The organism is Streptomyces sp. NPDC048420 (genome assembly GCF_040651535.1).
In the GTDB taxonomy this organism is placed as follows: Bacteria; Actinomycetota; Actinomycetes; order Streptomycetales; family Streptomycetaceae; genus Streptomyces.
This window is the reverse complement of record NZ_JBEZKG010000006.1, coordinates 161,934-177,788: the sequence shown is the minus strand read 5'-3', so window position 1 is coordinate 177,788 and position 15,855 is coordinate 161,934. Positions and strand designations below refer to the sequence as shown.

18 protein-coding genes are annotated in these 15,855 nt (G+C 68.8%); 17 read left to right on the top strand and 1 reads right to left on the bottom strand.

What is annotated here, in order from left to right:
- The first annotated feature begins 499 nt into the window (after positions 1–499).
- From AB0D34_RS12435 to AB0D34_RS12355, 17 genes are all read left to right on the top strand, one after another.
- Positions 500–1,342, top strand: a complete 843-nt coding sequence (locus tag AB0D34_RS12435; protein ID WP_362660506.1) for a hypothetical protein — start codon at positions 500–502, stop codon at positions 1,340–1,342.
- Between the two features lie 82 nt (positions 1,343–1,424).
- The gene (locus AB0D34_RS12430; RefSeq protein WP_362660503.1) at positions 1,425–1,766 is read left to right on the top strand and encodes a hypothetical protein; all 342 of its coding nucleotides are present in this window, start codon (positions 1,425–1,427) and stop codon (positions 1,764–1,766) included.
- Positions 1,767–1,871: 105 nt separating this feature from the next.
- Positions 1,872–3,275, top strand: a complete 1,404-nt coding sequence (locus AB0D34_RS12425) for a DNA cytosine methyltransferase (protein WP_362661009.1) — start codon at positions 1,872–1,874, stop codon at positions 3,273–3,275.
- A gap of 98 nt (positions 3,276–3,373) precedes the next feature.
- Positions 3,374–3,973 (top strand): hypothetical protein, encoded by a 600-nt coding sequence (locus AB0D34_RS12420; protein WP_362660500.1) that lies wholly within the window; start codon positions 3,374–3,376, stop codon positions 3,971–3,973.
- Between the two features lie 138 nt (positions 3,974–4,111).
- The gene (locus AB0D34_RS12415; RefSeq protein WP_362660497.1) at positions 4,112–4,975 is read left to right on the top strand and encodes a phosphoadenosine phosphosulfate reductase family protein; all 864 of its coding nucleotides are present in this window, start codon (positions 4,112–4,114) and stop codon (positions 4,973–4,975) included.
- Positions 4,976–5,267: 292 nt separating this feature from the next.
- Complete coding sequence (locus AB0D34_RS12410; protein ID WP_362660494.1) at positions 5,268–5,672, top strand: hypothetical protein; 405 nt, start codon at positions 5,268–5,270, stop codon at positions 5,670–5,672.
- 81 nt (positions 5,673–5,753) lie between these two features.
- Positions 5,754–6,701 (top strand): hypothetical protein, encoded by a 948-nt coding sequence (locus AB0D34_RS12405; protein ID WP_362660493.1) that lies wholly within the window; start codon positions 5,754–5,756, stop codon positions 6,699–6,701.
- Positions 6,702–6,807: 106 nt separating this feature from the next.
- Complete coding sequence (locus tag AB0D34_RS12400) at positions 6,808–7,563, top strand: hypothetical protein (RefSeq protein WP_362660490.1); 756 nt, start codon at positions 6,808–6,810, stop codon at positions 7,561–7,563.
- Positions 7,564–7,690: 127 nt separating this feature from the next.
- Complete coding sequence (locus tag AB0D34_RS12395) at positions 7,691–7,909, top strand: hypothetical protein (protein WP_362660487.1); 219 nt, start codon at positions 7,691–7,693, stop codon at positions 7,907–7,909.
- A 101-nt stretch (positions 7,910–8,010) separates the two neighbouring features.
- Complete coding sequence (locus AB0D34_RS12390) at positions 8,011–8,445, top strand: hypothetical protein (protein ID WP_362660484.1); 435 nt, start codon at positions 8,011–8,013, stop codon at positions 8,443–8,445.
- A gap of 107 nt (positions 8,446–8,552) precedes the next feature.
- Positions 8,553–9,443 carry a hypothetical protein gene (locus AB0D34_RS12385; RefSeq protein ID WP_362660481.1) on the top strand — a complete coding sequence of 297 codons (891 nt, stop codon included), beginning with the start codon at positions 8,553–8,555 and terminating at the stop codon, positions 9,441–9,443.
- 401 nt (positions 9,444–9,844) lie between these two features.
- Positions 9,845–10,105, top strand: coding sequence for a hypothetical protein (locus AB0D34_RS12380; RefSeq protein ID WP_362660478.1), 261 nt, complete (start codon positions 9,845–9,847; stop codon positions 10,103–10,105).
- Between the two features lie 145 nt (positions 10,106–10,250).
- Complete coding sequence (locus AB0D34_RS12375; protein ID WP_362660475.1) at positions 10,251–11,132, top strand: hypothetical protein; 882 nt, start codon at positions 10,251–10,253, stop codon at positions 11,130–11,132.
- Positions 11,133–11,231: 99 nt separating this feature from the next.
- Positions 11,232–11,660 carry a hypothetical protein gene (locus AB0D34_RS12370; RefSeq protein ID WP_362660472.1) on the top strand — a complete coding sequence of 143 codons (429 nt, stop codon included), beginning with the start codon at positions 11,232–11,234 and terminating at the stop codon, positions 11,658–11,660.
- Positions 11,661–11,751: 91 nt separating this feature from the next.
- Positions 11,752–12,507 (top strand): hypothetical protein, encoded by a 756-nt coding sequence (locus AB0D34_RS12365; RefSeq protein ID WP_362660469.1) that lies wholly within the window; start codon positions 11,752–11,754, stop codon positions 12,505–12,507.
- A 157-nt stretch (positions 12,508–12,664) separates the two neighbouring features.
- Positions 12,665–13,087 carry a hypothetical protein gene (locus tag AB0D34_RS12360; RefSeq protein ID WP_362660466.1) on the top strand — a complete coding sequence of 141 codons (423 nt, stop codon included), beginning with the start codon at positions 12,665–12,667 and terminating at the stop codon, positions 13,085–13,087.
- Between the two features lie 170 nt (positions 13,088–13,257).
- Complete coding sequence (locus tag AB0D34_RS12355) at positions 13,258–14,481, top strand: hypothetical protein (RefSeq protein WP_362660463.1); 1,224 nt, start codon at positions 13,258–13,260, stop codon at positions 14,479–14,481.
- 552 nt (positions 14,482–15,033) lie between these two features.
- Here AB0D34_RS12355 and AB0D34_RS12350 read toward each other — a convergent pair.
- The gene (locus AB0D34_RS12350) at positions 15,034–15,546 is read right to left on the bottom strand and encodes a hypothetical protein (protein ID WP_362660460.1); all 513 of its coding nucleotides are present in this window, start codon (positions 15,544–15,546) and stop codon (positions 15,034–15,036) included.
- Positions 15,547–15,855 lie beyond the last annotated feature (309 nt).

The window sequence follows — 15,855 nt, the reverse complement described above, 5'->3', positions numbered from 1 at the left end:
TCGTGCGCGCGTTTGGGGGGGGGCGCGCGGGGGGGGGGGCGGCGGGGGGCCGCCCCCCCCCCCCCCCTCCCACCCCTCCCGTTCGGGCCCCGTTTTCCTTTTGCCGGGAAGGGGAGAGGGGCACTCAACGGCACCACACCGCAATCGGTACCGCGCCGCCGCCGAGTGCACGCCGTGCAGCCGAATGGCAGCTTCCGCGAGCCGTCCGTCACTCATGAAATGACCCCAATTGACCCCCTCATAGTCCATTTCCCGGGTTGACCCACTTCTCGATGGAGCATAGATTTACCTATGTCGAAGGGGGGCGGAAATGAAGGATTGAAACCGCCCAGAGAGACCATCAATGGCAGGCAGAAGTACTTGCTTAATCGTTCCTTGAAAACTCCACAGCGCGCTTTATCTAATCCGTAGAACATTGACGTTATTTCACGAATCGGAATTCCAAAGGGGGCAGGGCAAAGCCTCCTGGAACCCACGCATGCGGAATGGAGTCACCCACGTGACAGACACTGAGATCCCGATTTCCATGACCGACCTCGCCATTGCCATCCGGGAAGGCGCAGAGGTCGAGTCGAACAACGTCTTCGGCAAATCCGTCGTGTTCACCCTGCCCAGCTCCGGAGACGAGGTGACGGTGTGGCCCGGACCCGACAAGTCCCAGCCCTCCTCCCCTCTCGTCCTGCTCTGGATCCGCCGGTCGCCGCAGGGCACGAAAATCGCAGGCGGTGAACTGCCCTGGACCAGCGACCCGAGGCCGCTCGTGCACTGGGCGATCGCCATGGCCTACTCGGTCGACGAGATCGGCCCCCAGTACGCGCCCGTCCTCGCCACGCTGCGCGAGCACAACGTGATCGGCGACATCGTCTCCGTCCAGGGAGTCGGCTACCTCATCCACGTCCCGCTCCCGGACTCCACCTACCTGACCATCGGGGGCGACGAAGGCCTGCCCAGCCAGGCCGACCAGGTCAAGAACTGGCACGTACAGCACGAGGGCCCCGACGAGCACATCGGCGTCATCTACCACGGCTCCGAACTCCTCCGGATGGTCGGCGCGACCCAGCGCTACCTCCAGGCGACGGCAACCCGCTACGGCAGTCACCACCCGCTCGGCGCCCCGGTCGACGGCGAGGAGCCGGACGGCCCGGACAAGCTCTACGGCCTCCTCTCCGACCTGTCCGAACTGCGCCGCACCCGCCACTCAGCACCGGGCGGAGCCCTCATGACCGTCTTCGACGCCGACGGTCACAACGGCGCCACCATCGATGTCCCGGCGGAGATCGTGACCCGCCTCTGCCGCCTGCTCACCGTCGAGAAGCGGGTCATCGAGACCTACGGCGGCTAGCAGCCGACACACATCCCCAACGTGCCGGGCCCGGAGGGCAACCGGGCCCGGCACGTACGAACCCACAACCACGGATGGACACATGACCACCCGCATTCCCCGAGCTCACAACCACTGGCACCTGGCACTCACCGGCCACACCAGCACGACCGAACCGGCGAGGCTTCCCGACCACATCGAGAGGATGCCGCTGCTGTGGGCATCCCCGCCCTGGCTGGCGAGCTGGAGCACGGCAGGCCTCCGGCTCTCCTCGCAGGCCGAGGACCCGCGCACTCGTGTCGCCCGTCTTGTGGCGGCCGAACTCGGCGCCGCCTCCACCTGGGACCTGATCCGCGAAGCGCAGGCCCGCACCTTCGAAGTGGTCACGGTCGAGAACGTCATCGAGACCGCGGTCTGGCTCACGTCCCAGAATCGCGGCGAGTAACCGCCTCGCAGCTTTTCCACCGCGTCGGGCCCGGAGGGCAAACCGGGCCTGACGCGCACCGGAACCCACACGCAGGAAGAGCATTTGAGCCTCACATTCACCGATATGTATGCGGGCGCGGGCGGATCCAGCACGGGCCTGGTCAATGCAGGACTCGAACTCCTACTCGCCGCAAATCATTGGCAAGTCGCGGTCGATACGCACACCGCCAATCATCCCGGCGCCGAGCACCTGTGCGCCGAGATGGAGTACTACGACATGAGGCGCCTCCCGAAGACCGACATCCTTTGGGCGAGCCCCATCTGTACTGAGATAAGTCCCGCCGGGGGCCGCCCCCGGACGAAGGGGCAAGTGGACGACGAGGAATGGAAGGCGCTCCCGGAAAAGGCATTCCAGCGAACCCGGGCCACCGCTTTCGAAGTAATCCGCGCCGTGCAACTCCACCGCTACAAGGCCGTATTGGTCGAGAACGTCATCGAGTTCGCGACCGACTGGGAATTGTTCGACTGGTGGCTGGCCGGAATGGCGCAGCTGGGCTACAACTACCAGATCGTCTGTGTGTCGTCAGCACACATCGGGGACGCGTTCAATCTCCCCGCTCCGCAGTGGCGCGATCGGTTGTACATCGTTTTCACGAAGGTCGGGATCCGTCTCCCGGACGTGAAGCCGACACCGCTGGCGTTCTGCGAGGTCTGCGACGAGGACGTGCACGCGGTGCAGACCTGGCGCAAGCCCCGTAAGCCCCGCAAGGGCCAGAAGCCCCGGAGAAGCGGAGTCGGCAAGTACGGCGTGCAGTACGACTACACCTGCCCTTGCGGTCACGGGATCGTGGAGCCGTACGTCCAGCCCGCGTCCTCCATCATCAACTGGGAGGACCAAGGCATTCGCATCGCCGACCGTCACGAGCACGGGCTTGAGCCGCTGGCCGAGAGCACCGTTGCCCGTATTGAGGCGGGGCTGGAGATGTTCCCCGAGACCCCCTCGGTGTTGACCGTGAACCACGGCGGTCACGACGGGCGCGTGTTCCGGCCGGACTTGGCCCCGCTGCCGTCCCGGTGCGCGAAGATCGGGGAGGGACTGCTCGTCCCGCCTGGGACCTCCCCGTACGCCACGTCGTCCCCGGACCTGACGGCTCCGCCGTTCGTCATCGAACTGCGTAACCACGGCAAGGCCCGGAAGATCGACCGGCCGCTGTCCGCGGTGATGGCGGGCGGCAACCATCACGGGCTGGTCATCCCGTACCGCAAGGGCGCGAGGGCCAAGCCGACGTCCGAGCCGCTGCACACCCTCTCCACGCACGACTCGGCCGGTCTGCTGCGCCAGGCGGCACGGATCGAGGACTGTCACTTCCGGATGCTGAAGTGGCGCGAGCAGATGAACGCCCAGCGCTTCCCGCCCGGCTACATCGTCACGGGCACAAGCGACGCCGCCAAGACAGTCCAGGCCGGAAACGCGGTGAGCTGCAACGTCGCGCAGTGGCTCGGCGAGCGCGTGGCCGCCGTTCTGTAACTCCCGGTGGGGCCGCCCCAGGGCGGCCCCACCTCCGCCCCATCAGCCGGATCCGGAGGGCAAACCGGGCCCGGCGCCCACACCATCAGGAGCGCCCCATGGACTACCTGGACCCCCGGTACGAGGCCCGCGAACGCGTCGCCCGTACCGTCCAGCACAGCCGCACCGCCCGAGCCACGATCCGGCTCTTGCTCACGCGGGGCGTCCGGCCCCGCGTGACCCGTTCCCGCCCCTCCGAATCGCCGTGGGTGGAAGTGACGTTCGGCCACTGTGGAACCTCCGGGCGCTGGTTCAACGCCTACACGCGCCACGGGCACAGCGTCCGCTTCAACCTCCTGCCGCTCAGCCTGGTGCCCGCCGTCCTCGCCGCCGTCGGGGACAACCCGGACAGCGAGGAAGCCGCCTTCCACGACCCGACCGACTACCAGGGCGACGCCGCCCGGTGGCTGGACGAGCAGACCGCAGGTCTGCTGGGCGTGGTCGACAGCCGTCCTCTGCCCGGCTCCGACGAGGAGGCCTCCGACACTCCGACCTACACCTCGGAGTTGTCCGGACGCTGGCAGGTGGAGGGGATCGCCCTCCTGGAGCTGTCCAGCCCTCACATGACGGCCGTGTGCAACCTGGAGATCCTGCGCCTCAGCGAAACGGCGGCGCACGCGGTCATCACCGCGTACATGAACCAGATCTCGCCGCACTGACTCAGGCGGATGCCTGGCCCGCGTCGCGCTGGCCAGGGCATCCGCATCGCTTCCCTTCCGCCCGGCACGCGGCGAGACGTTCGCTCCGCACGCGCCCCGGGCATTCCTCCGCCCCCCTCACCCCTTGGGAGACCTCAGGTGACACAGCACCTCACCCCCACCCCGCCGTGCGGCACCGGATGCGCCCAGCTCGAACTGTTCGCCCCGCCGGCCGACGCAGCGCCCGCGGAGCCGGCCGAGTTCGACTGGGACCGGCATGACGTCGTGGTCGTCGGCGACAGCGGCGGGAAAGACTCCGGCGTCCTGGTGCACCAGGTGTGCACACAGGCCGACCATGCGGGCCAGCTGCACAAGGTCAAGGTGCTCCACTGCGACCTCGGCCACACGCCGAACGGGCACCTGATCGAGTGGCCGGGCGCCCTTGAAGTGGCCCGCGACCATGCCGCCCTGTACGACGTGCCGTTCGCCGTCCGCCGCAGCCAGCGATGGCCTTCGCTGTGGGACCGGATCATGGATCACGGCAATTGGCCCGGGCATTTTGCACGGTTCTGCACGAGTGATACGAAGACCGCCGTCGGGCGTGCCTTCGTCGACGAGCTCGGTGCCGAGCTGCGGCTCGGCCGCCCGGTCCGGGCCGGGTACGCGATGGGCATGCGGGCCGAGGAGGCCCGGGCCCGCGCGGCGAAGCCGGTCATCGAGCGGCACCGGATGACCGCGAAGACACTGCGCGAGGTCACGACCTGGCTGCCGATCCACCACCTCAAGACCGATGAGGTCTGGAAGGCCCACGTCGACCACGGCATCCCCTGCCACCCCGCTTACGAGCTGGTAGGACGGCTCAGTTGCCGGGCCTGCCCGCTGGCGAGCCGTCAGGACCTGATCGGGTCCGCGCGGGTCAACGGTGGCCTCTTCGACGAGTACGCGGGAGCCGAGGAGCGCATGGGCAAGCCCTTCAAGAAGAACCTCACCCTGAAGCGGATCATCGAACTGGCCCGGAGCTGACCGGAGCAGGTTCAACAACCTGGTCACCGAGCGATCGCGACTGGAACCAGCCGGGCCAGGTCAACCCCCAGACATCCGCGCCGGACATAAACCGGGGGCCCCGCGAGACGAAACGCCATTGACTCCCGCCCGAAACATAGATTTACCTATGACGAAACGGTGTATTGGTCTTCGGGTGGGCCTCACTCGGCCCTCGACCGGTGACGGGCGACCGTTTCGACTCCCCGCCGGTGCCCGGCAGGACACGGCCAGGCACCGGCACCGAACCCACCATCGTGAAAGGACATCGGCCATGGACTTCAAGGGACCTCTCCCGATCGAGGCACCCACCGACTATTCCGAACTGATCAAGTCGACCGCGGCGGAACGCGGACACGCCCAGCTGGCCTACGCCCTCCGCTGGGTCGGCGAGGACGGCACCAAGATCGACGGCGTGGGCAACGTCATCGCGCCGGGGTGGGCCGACGCGCCTGACGGCTGGGCGGCGTTCAACGCCTCCTCCGCCCCCGAGCTGGCCGGAGACATCTGCGCCGACCTCCTCCTTTACGTGCTGGAGGCCGCCGGAGACGAGGGGCTGCGGCGCACGCTGCGCCAGCTCCTCGACCCGCTGACCGAGGCGCTTGAGGTCACTGAGGACGAGGGCCAGCGGCAGACGCTGCAACGCCTCCTCGACTCTCTGGCCGACGCCATCGGCTGACGGCCCATCCGCAGCCCCCTCCGGTGCGCGGCAGGGCAAGCCGCGCACCGGAGTTGAACCCACGATTCGAGAGAGCACCCCATGCAGACACACGCCATGCGCACCGCCGCCCGCGAGCGGCTCACGGCCGCCCGGCATCAGCTGACGATGACCCAGGCCGTGGTGGCCCTCCACCGCAAAGTCGCGGCAGGGCACCAACGGCAGATCAGCAGGACGGACAGCCGTATCTTCCAGTTCCGCTCCGAACAGCCGCTCCTGCCGGACGGTTACAGCTCCGAGTGCATCGAAGCCGCCGACAAGAAGCGGATCCTCCGTCAGCACTTCCTCCGGGAGGAGACGGCCCTCACGGCCGCCTACGAGGTCGTCGCCGCCGCGCACCGGCTGGCCCTCGGCGCGGCGCACCGCGAAGTGCACCCCCTGCCCGAGCGCGGCACCACACTCGCTCCGGCCAATCCGGTCGCGCACGCCGTCAACTACACGGCGACGTACTCCACTTCGCACGACGGTGCTCCGATCGAGCACCCGGCTGCGCTGTCGGCCGACCGCGTCGAGTTCGTGCTGAGCATGTGGCAGAAGGTTCCGCAGGCACGAATTCTCGTCGATCCGTCCAGCACGTACACCGTCGCCATGCCGGGCAGCTACATCGAACTGCGCCCCGTCGACGAGCCCGCACCCACCGAGGGTGACGTGCTGCACGCCGCCCTCGGCGCCTACGGCCTGCCGTCATACCCCATGTGGGAGTGCGGCATCACCTACCGCGTGATCCCGCTCGACATCGCTGCCGCCGGGGAGGCCGTCCACACCGGCCCCCGCCTGTTTGTCACCTCGGACGAACACGCCGACCGGCCGATCGACGCCCACGACGAGCCGTGGACCATCACCCTGCACAACGCCAACGGCGACCTGATCAACACCCTCTACAGCGGTTCCCGCCTGCCGGGGGGCGTCGCCGAGGAGTCCGCCCACTGTGCGAAGTTCGCCGCGTCGTGGATCCGTGCCACCGCGCACGCTCACCTCCCCAGAAGCTGACCCGCCCGTTGGCTCCGGGGCGCGGTCGCCCGCGCCCCGGGTCGCAGCCCATCACCTCCTTCAGCCGGCGCACTGCCGTCCGGCCGCACTCGAAAGGCAACCGAGCATGGACACCAGGTCCCGTATCAGGACCCGCGTCAACCGCGGCGAAGCCGCCGTATTGGAGTACCTCGACACCGCATGTGTCGGCGACGCCTTCCACCAGGACCCCGCCGCCCGTGGTCTGCGCGCCGTCCTGGCCTACGGTCAGGACCAGTGGAACGCCGGGTGGGACGTGCTGCGCACCAGCCCCGTCTTCCGCAGCGAGGCGGAGACCGTCATCACCACCCTGTTCGGCGACGTCCTGCACTACTGGGCCCGCCGCAACCCCAACGCCTTCGACCTTCTACAGCGCCGCATCTGGGAACTGCGGGGCGAATTCGAGAAGTTCGACTTCGACAGGTACATCAACGAAGAGGAACTCGCGGCCTTGTCGGTCTCCGGCGTGAGCGAGGTGATCGCCCGTCTGCTGGCCGATCTGCTGCTGTGCGCCGAGCGGTTGAACCTCAGCTCTGACGACGTCTTCACGAACGGCGTGCGGTTCTTCGTGGCCGACTGGAACCAGCTGAAGTTCGAACAGCTCCCGCGCGAAGAGCAGCAGGCGCACGTCACCCTGGCCACCCTGGCCGAGCAGAAGCTCATCCTCAGCTTCCGTCCGCACGGCCACGAAGGCGACGGCATGTGGCACGTGCAGGAGAACCAGCTCGACCGCACGATGCTGCCCACCGGGGACGTCGCTGCCTATGCCGAGCGACGCCACGAGCTCCTCCGGCCCCGCCCGGAGAACCCCGGAAGCGCCCGGAGCGGCACCTCCCCGCTCTGATCGAGACCTTCTGGTCCGCCGTCCGGCAGGGCAAGCCGAGCAGCGGACTTTCGGAACCCACGGCGTTCCTGGCGGGCGGGCCGAACTCTCCCGCCCGCCAGGAACGCCCCTCCAGGGGAGTCTTTCCATGACCAATATCGCGAGCACACCAGCTCACCAGAGTGACGACTTCGAGCGAGCGGCACGCCAGGCCCTGCGTCTCGTCAGCCCGGCCCGGCTGCGGCTGATCAGCACCAGGCCGCGGCCCGCTGCCAAGTCCGTCCCCTGTGAGGACATCGATCTGGAGGTCCTCGCCGTCAGCGTCGGCATCCTCAGCCCCGTCCGCCAGGCCGCCCGGCTCCGATAGGCCTCGCACTCCGGTCACATCGGATCACTCGGCCCCCGCTCCCTGCCGCCGGTACACCGCCGGACCGCACGGCCCCCTTAACGCAGAAAGGCACAACTCCCATGACCACGTCTGCCAGCATCCCCGTCTCCGCGGTGTTGCTGCACGCCCTCGCCGTCGCAGAGATCCCGGCTTTCCTCGATCTTGGCGAGGACTTCATCGTCGCCCACCCGCCGCACCTTTCCCAGAACCAGGCCCTGGACCACGAGCACGTCATCCTCAACACCGACTGGGGGGTCGACATCACCAGCCCCGTCGACCAGTACCCCGGCGGCTTGTACGCCACCGCTTACGAGGGCTACGACGGCTCGGATTACTGCGACATCGCCCCGGTCTACGAGGCGCCACCCGGGGCGGATCTCCTGGCTGATGCCGCCGCCTGCGCGAAGGCGGTCGCCGAGTGGTTCGCCTCGCGCCAGTCCACGGCCGACCCCGAAGAAGGGGGTGGGGCCGACGACACGGACGAAGTCCGTACCAGCACCACCGAAGTGTGCTGACTTGGGCAAAGCCGCCGGCCCCTGGAACCCACAATCGGAGATCTCCATGGAGACCCGGTTGCAGTACCCGACAGTGTAGAGCCTGGCATGAGACAGGATGGGTCACGATGACCACGACCAGAGAACAGTTCGACCAGCGGCTCGCCGAGCTCCAACGCAACGCTCGGGAACTGACCCGCAGGGACTTCGCCTACCTCGCCGGCGTCGCCGAGAAGACGGTGCGGAACTGGCTGGACGCCGACTCGGACTTCGCGTCCACCGCCCGCACCGGCGCGCGACGGGCCCAGTTCTTCCCCTTGGAAGAGGGTGCCCAGTGGGTTCGCAAGCAGCTCTTCGGCCCCAACGAGAAGGCGCCGGAAGTACACAGGGGACCCCGGCTCTCCGCCGAGCCCCAGCGCATGCCCTACACGCCCGGCGAGCGGTGGCGCTGGGTGGACATGGCGCGGCTGCGCGGCGTGACGCCGACCGCCGTACGAGTCCTCGCCGCCGACTATCAGGACCATCCCGAGCGGCCGTTTCCGCCGCGCGACGAGTTCGACCACAGGTGTGACGCCAGCGAGGTCTCCGCCTGGTTCTTCTGGTACGACACCACGCGGCCGGGATACAGCGGCCCCCGGCCCGCCGAGATCACGGCCGCCTCCGGCACGAAGGACACTCGCCACAAGGAAGTGACCCGACGCCTGCTCTCGGCGCTCGACAACGGCGAGGACCTCACCACACGGGTGCTGGCCGAGGAACTCGACGTGAGCGCCGACGTCGCGGCCCGCTACCTCAGGCAGGCGGCCGAGATTGTTCTCCCCGAACGCGGTCTGGTCTCCCGCAGCCAGATCGCCGAGCGCCTGCCCACGACATCCCCCGCGCTCACGCCCGGGCAACGCCGAGAGCGTGTGAAGACCCTCCTCAAGCGGCAGAGCGCCCCCGCTCCCGTCGTCACGGTGGGGGATTCGCCGTACTACGACGAGACGGCCGTCGCCGAGCTGCTCACGCCCCCCGAGTGACCCCCGCCAACCTCGGCGTCCCCGAGCGGACAGGCCGAGGTCGGCACTCTCGCCTTCGCATCCCGGCGATCGAGTGTGGGGCCCTCGGCGGGAGGGGTGCAATGACGGGCTCCGCCGCGTCCTTGCACCCCTCCCGTTCGGGCCCCGTTTTCCTTTTGCCGGGACGGGGAGGGGGCATCCTCCGGCACCGGACCGGGGGCAGCTCGGCGCCGTGGCCGTGTGCAGTACCACGCGCCCTTGCGTCTCTCCAGCGCACTGCGGTCAGGGCGAAATCTGCAGGGATTGACCCCTGTTGGGCTGCGGTTTCACGTTGACCACCTCACTCACAAAAGGTAGATTTACCTATGTCGAAAGGGGGCAGGGCAAGTCCCCGGAACCCACGATCTACCGAGGAGACCACCTTGGACGAGAACACCGAGCAGACCGAGTTCTGGATGGTGTGCGAGACCGGCGACATCGAGACGTTCGGCAACTACGAGGACGCTTACGAAGCGATGACGTCCGCCGTCAAGCGTGACATCGAGCAGCACGGCGAGGAGACGGCCCGCGACTCGGGTGTGATCCACCCGTACGGCTACACGATCAACGTCATGCGCGAGGGCCGGGACGTCACGGAGGACTGGGAGCGGAACGAGCCCTACAAGCCGCTGAGCATGGACTAAGGACCCCGCGCAGCGCGCCGGGACCCATCGAATCGCCGAGTGTCACGACTCAATCCGCGCACGAGCTCGCGTGAGCTTCCCGCTCCGCGAGCCGGCCGGAGCGGCGCCCCGCCCTGCCGCATTCACGCGAAGAAGAGCGTCCTCCATGCCCGTCACCGGCGCACAGCTACACCAGAAATGCCCGAAGTGCGGCAGTACCCACATCACGCCCACCGTCCGCGCCTGGGCGTACTGCGAGACCTGCCGCCACGGCTCCACCTGGGACGAGTTCAAGGTCTGCCGCTGCTGGGGCTACGACTGCCCCGCCCTGCTGGCCCCGCCTCTCCCCGGGGCGTCCCCGACACGCCCCGCACATCCGGGCCGGAGTGCAACCGGCCCCACCCGAAGGGACTCGATCATGCAGCTCACCTATGCCCCGCTCACTCCTGCGGCCCGTGCCGCGCACGGCGGATACTCCGTCTTCCCCCTACGGCTGGCCCCACTGCTCGTCATGCGGCTCACCGAGATACGTGAGTACGCGGCAGCCCGCCGCCACAACGACGTCTGGGCCGACACCGCCAAGCAGGTGGACGACGCCATCGCTTCCGTCTGCTTCGCCCATCTCGCCCCTCTCGGCAGTCGCCGGAAGTACCGGAACATCGCCAGCCGTATCGTCCTGGACGCCATCGCGGCGTACGAGGATGCCTACGCCCTCTCCTCCTTGCCGTACGACGCCATGGGCCGCTACAGCCCCGAACCCGGCACCGAGTACCCGTTCAGCATCTCCGACATCGGCCGCGCCACCGTCCGGCTCCTCGGCAACTACTGGTACGCCGAGTCCACCCCGTGGGGCGTTGGTGCGTCCCTTGAGGAGACCGGCGACGAACGTATGGGCTACACCGTCGCCGTCGACAGCGAGGGCGACCTGTACGTCGAGGCCCAAGGTGGAGGCCGCACCGTGCTGGGCGACCTGTGTGCCGTCGACGGCCTTGACGAGATCGCCGCCCGCGTCGCCGACGCGGTCCGCGACTTCCGCAAGGGCGACTGACCGCCCCACGCGACCGCGCCCCGGTAACGAAACCGGTCGGGGCGCGGTCGCCGCCCGGAGAGCACCCAGCCCACCGGCCCGAAGCGAAGGACACCCCCCATGCCCCTGCTGTACTCCCGCGCCCAGATCCGCGACGCCCTCACCAACGGCCTGACCATGGCCGCCGACGAAGCACGCCTCTCCAGCTCCGCCGCCCGATTCACGTGGGCCCGGACGGCTGCCATGACTCTCCTGGAAAAGCCCGGCGCTGCGTGGGCCGAGGTGAAGAGCGAGCACGACAAGACCGCTCCAAACGAGCCGCCCACCGACGACAACACCCCACGGTTCACCCGCGACCAGGTATCCCAGGCCGTGAACAACGGCGTCGATCTCGCTGCTGAGCACAACGGTCGCGCGTACCCCGATGACTTGGACAACTTCGTCATAAACGCGGCGCTCTCTCTGCTCGACGACCCGGACGCCGACTTCGACCAGGTCGTGGCGGAGTGCTACGGCGAGCGCCCGAGCGTCGTCCGCTCCTGGCTGTAACCCCCACCCCGGGCGGGGGCGCCCATCTCAGCGCGCTCCCGCCCGCCCTGAGACCAACCGGGCCAGACCCGAACCGAAAGGCCAACACGCCATGCTGAAGCTGAAGTTCGCGCTCGCCGAGGTCATCGCCGTCGCCACGCACTCGATGCTCGCCCCGCCCCGCACGCTGCGCCCCACCTACGAGCAGAGCAAGAGCGGAGAGCCCATCGTCCCCGCCCTGTGGTGGGTCAGGGACCGCAGCGGCACCTACCTGACCGGCAACTCGACCCACAAGAACGCCCCGCGCGACGCGCACGCCGACGGGTACGGGCCGGACGGCGACGACGCCTCCGGCATTCTCGGCGGCGACGACCACGTGATCGACGCGATCCCGCTGCACAACCCGGCCACCAGCGAGTGCCTGCACTCCGACCTTCTCCGGGCGCAGAGCGACGGGCACAACACGCTGACGATCACCCTCGACGGGGACGCGTACGAGCTGCGCACCCTGCGCGCCACGGTGCCCGTCGCCCCGTACGGGCTCAGTGCGTACACGCGCGGCATCGTCGACCTCGCGCTCTCCAGGGAACTGGGCCTGACCTGGGCGACCGGTAAGACGAAGCACATGCTGCACGTGGCCGCGCGCGGTCCTCACGGCGTGAAGGGGCTCCTCGTCATCGGGGCCCGCTCGGGGAAGGTGCTGCGCGCCGTCCTCCAGTACCCGTCGGACCACGGCGTCGTCGAGAAGGCGGCTGAGGGCACCAACGACGTCCGCGCCCTCTTCACCAATCTGTCGCCGTCGCCGTGCCCGCCCGACTGCACTGCGCCCGGCGTCGACGCCTGCTTCAACCAGGCTCTTCAGAAGTAGCCCGCCCAGGCAGGAGGCGACGCAAGCCGTCTCCTGCCGCTCCACTCCCCGGCGAGATCAACGCCGGAAGACCCGCCATGCGCCACCGCTGAACCAGACAGTCGGCCGGGGGGCACGACCGCCGCGCCCCCGGCCCCTACCGAATGGAGCAACCTCCATGCGACAGCACAATCCCCGGTTCCACCCGCTCTCGGACATGCCTCTGTTCGAGTCGCAGCGCACGCTGCGCGGCCACCCCTTCTATCCGAACGCGGGCCTGCTGCGCGCCCTCGCGCCCCGCGAACCCCGCCGCACGCCCGAGGAAGCGCCGTGCGTCGTTTACCACTCCCCGTGGGGTCACATAGTCGTGACCGAGATCGACCCCGAGAGCCTGAACGGCTATGGCTGGACTTGCCGGTCGAGCTTCCCCGACGGCGCCGAATGGGGCGACCTTGGATACATGGGCGACTTCGAAAAGAAGCGCGGCAGGCCATGGGAGTTCTGGGAGCGCGACCTGCACTCCGAGGACGCGAATGCCGCCGCCGCTGTCACTCGCATCCTCCAGCGCTACGCCCCGCCCGCACCCCGCGACGAGCAGTAGGAGCACGCGCCCGCCGTCTCGGCCGCTCTTCCCGTGGCCCGTGTTCCGCGCACCCCCCGAGGGGCCATGCGCCAGCGCTGAATCAGTCAGCCGGCCCGGGGCTACGCGCCCCGGGCCGCCGTCCCCCTCTCCTGACACACCCGCGACCCATGAGGAAGGACCTCTCCATCGTGACCGCCACACCCGCCGACGTACCGAGCACCGAACCGCGCCCGACCTACCGCGCCGACGGCACCCCCTTGAGCATCCAGCTCTTCACCGTGGAGGGAACCAGCCACGGCCCGTACGTCGGTCTCCCGCTGCGCGACCTCTGGACGCCGTACTCCGCCCACCTGTTCACCCGTGAGACGGCCGAGCTGATCGTGTCGGACATGCACGACGACGAGTGCGGCATCACCGCGCAGTTCGCCGACGACGGCACGCTGACCTTCACCGTGGACGCCGACGCCATCGAGCCGGGCGGCACCGTCGTCGTCCGACCAGACGAATACGGCCGGTACGAGATCGGCGGGCTGTGGCCGTGGGACGAGTGGGGCGACCACGTCGAGCACACGGCGGGGCAAGCCGTTCTTGCCCGGGGCGCTGCTGAATACCGGCAGGCCGACGACGCTGCCTCGGTACCGATCACCTTGCGCTCGTGGTACGCCGACGGTCGTCAGGAGGCGCTCACGCTGACCCGCCCTCAGCGGGTTGTGTTCTTCGACATCGACCCCGCGCGTACGCCGCTTCGCATGCGCCCCCGTCCCACCGGCACGTACGTCCGCCGCATGCCGACCGGTGCATTCGAGTGCGCGGTCCGGCCCGTCATGGCCGGGGAGGTGCAAGCCGGTGACCTCATCGTCGGCAGCTTCAGTCCGCCGATGCCGCAGCAGGAGGCCCGCGCACGGTGGAGCCAGTGGAGCGTCGCTCCGTACGCCGCCGAACCGGCGGGTCCGTGGGACCCGGCGTGCACGTGCGACAGGTGCCGCCTCACTGGTGAACTCTTCGGCCCGGCCCCGGCAACCGGCCGCCTGATCATGGCCCGCCACGACGGAAAGTGCGAGGTGTGGGACTCGGACGACATCGCACTCATCGTCCCTGCTGCCCTGCGCTCCATCGTGCTGGTGCACGTGGCGATGACCGCACGCCCCCAAGCCGCGTTGCCGGGCTCCATCTGTCAATGGGAGGCACGAGACGCCCAGGACAACGCCCTGCTCATGTTCTACCAAAACGGCATTGGGCGGGTCGGTGCCCTGAAGGACAACGACCGCTGGGGGCAGAACGAGGACGACTGGGTCGGCGTCGCATCGTTCGACACCGGGCGCCGTGGCGACAACGACATAACCCTGGAAGAGTTCTGCCGCGGCGCCGGAATCCTGCTCTCACCATCCGCTGTCCCCATGGAGCTGAGGTAACGGTCACCGCCCGTCTCCTGGGGGCAGCTCCTTGCCCCGCACGTCCCGCAGCGAGATCAGCGCCCAGACGGCCAATCGAAAGCTCAAGCCGCGGCCCCCGTACCGACGTCCCCTTCGTCGGTACGGGGGCCGCGGCTTTGTGTGTCCGCCGCTTGTTGGGTCATCCCTATTGGTGTGGCGGCGTCACCCAGGACTGCGCGCTTCGAGTAACTGGCCCGGGGGGCGGCGCAGCCGGGTATTGGGGCACCTGCGGCGCGGGGTGGGCAGCCGGTACCGGCTGCTGCGGATAGGGAGCGGCCTGGCTCCGGGCAGGCGGCTGGGGTACCCAGCGGAGCTTGGTCCCCCCGTACACCGTGACACTCCAGGAAGGTTGGTCACTGAAGAGGCGCCACACGGGCCGACCGTCGACGGTCGACTTCTCATAGCGCCCGAGCCGGAACCCGACCGTCACCCCGTGCTCGTCCTCCACCTCCATCTTGAGGCCGATCCACTCGGGGGCGAGGTCTTCGATCGGCCGTTCGGCCATCGCATCGGGTGTCATCCGTTCCCCTCTCATGCCGCAGCCGTGTTCCCGTCGGACGGCATCGAACCGGCCTCGGTGGGCGCCACGCCGGCGGGCCTGATCGGATCGGTAACAGGCTGGCCCGATCCCGTCTCCGGTGAAGTCGACGTCGCCCCGGCGCGGCCGTGCTCCGGCCTCCCGGGCCTGTGTGTCGTGCTGGGCCCGGCGGCGGCGAGCTTGCGGACCGTCTCCACGGACTCTCCGAGCCGATCGGCGACGGAACGGACGCCGTCGAGTTCGAGCATCTGGCCGACGCTCTCGGCTTGTTGACCCCACAGGCCCCGCTTCGCCTCCTCGGCCTCCCCGCGGAGGCGGACGGCGTACGCGGCGATCTTCTCCTCGGTCGTTGTGGTGACGTCCTCGATCTCCTGCGCCGCCACTTCGTAGGCGGTGGCCAGGTCCTCCAACTGCTGCTCGCGCGCCCAGTGATCAGCCCGGCGCGCCCGTACTTTCTCGCGAGCCTCGACCTCGCGCGTCGACCTCCGCTGCTTCCGTTGGACCATCGAACTCGCCTCCCCTCAGCGATGATTTACGGCTCATTGTGGCCGATGAATCCACCTCTGAGACATGTGGAATCCGGGGCCATTCCCGAATGACCCACCCAGAGGCATTCAGAGGCATTCAGAACTACTTGATCTTTCCTGTGGATAACTGAACTGCGCGGTTTTCCCCAGTTCCGCTCAGGAGAGCGGAACTGGGGAAAACCGTGGGCGCTTCGCGGTCCGCGAAGAAGGAAGGTGCAGGTCGGATCGTTGGCTCGACTCGTTCCTCGCTCGCCAACTCCCCTTCCCTGCACCCCCCTTCTTCGCGGT

Bases quoted from the DNA above. Each gene is read 5' to 3' on its own strand.
- AB0D34_RS12430 (WP_362660503.1), top strand. From the start codon at position 1,425: ATGACCACCCGCATTCCCCGAGCTCACAACCACTGGCACCTGGCACTC.
- AB0D34_RS12425 (WP_362661009.1), top strand. From the start codon at position 1,872: ATGTATGCGGGCGCGGGCGGATCCAGCACGGGCCTGGTCAATGCAGGA.
- AB0D34_RS12420 (WP_362660500.1), top strand. From the start codon at position 3,374: ATGGACTACCTGGACCCCCGGTACGAGGCCCGCGAACGCGTCGCCCGT.
- AB0D34_RS12410 (WP_362660494.1), top strand. From the start codon at position 5,268: ATGGACTTCAAGGGACCTCTCCCGATCGAGGCACCCACCGACTATTCC.
- AB0D34_RS12405 (WP_362660493.1), top strand. From the start codon at position 5,754: ATGCAGACACACGCCATGCGCACCGCCGCCCGCGAGCGGCTCACGGCC.
- AB0D34_RS12400 (WP_362660490.1), top strand. From the start codon at position 6,808: ATGGACACCAGGTCCCGTATCAGGACCCGCGTCAACCGCGGCGAAGCC.
- AB0D34_RS12395 (WP_362660487.1), top strand. From the start codon at position 7,691: ATGACCAATATCGCGAGCACACCAGCTCACCAGAGTGACGACTTCGAG.
- AB0D34_RS12390 (WP_362660484.1), top strand. From the start codon at position 8,011: ATGACCACGTCTGCCAGCATCCCCGTCTCCGCGGTGTTGCTGCACGCC.
- AB0D34_RS12385 (WP_362660481.1), top strand. From the start codon at position 8,553: ATGACCACGACCAGAGAACAGTTCGACCAGCGGCTCGCCGAGCTCCAA.
- AB0D34_RS12375 (WP_362660475.1), top strand. From the start codon at position 10,251: ATGCCCGTCACCGGCGCACAGCTACACCAGAAATGCCCGAAGTGCGGC.
- AB0D34_RS12370 (WP_362660472.1), top strand. From the start codon at position 11,232: ATGCCCCTGCTGTACTCCCGCGCCCAGATCCGCGACGCCCTCACCAAC.
- AB0D34_RS12365 (WP_362660469.1), top strand. From the start codon at position 11,752: ATGCTGAAGCTGAAGTTCGCGCTCGCCGAGGTCATCGCCGTCGCCACG.
- AB0D34_RS12360 (WP_362660466.1), top strand. From the start codon at position 12,665: ATGCGACAGCACAATCCCCGGTTCCACCCGCTCTCGGACATGCCTCTG.
- AB0D34_RS12350 (WP_362660460.1), bottom strand. From the start codon at position 15,546: ATGGTCCAACGGAAGCAGCGGAGGTCGACGCGCGAGGTCGAGGCTCGC.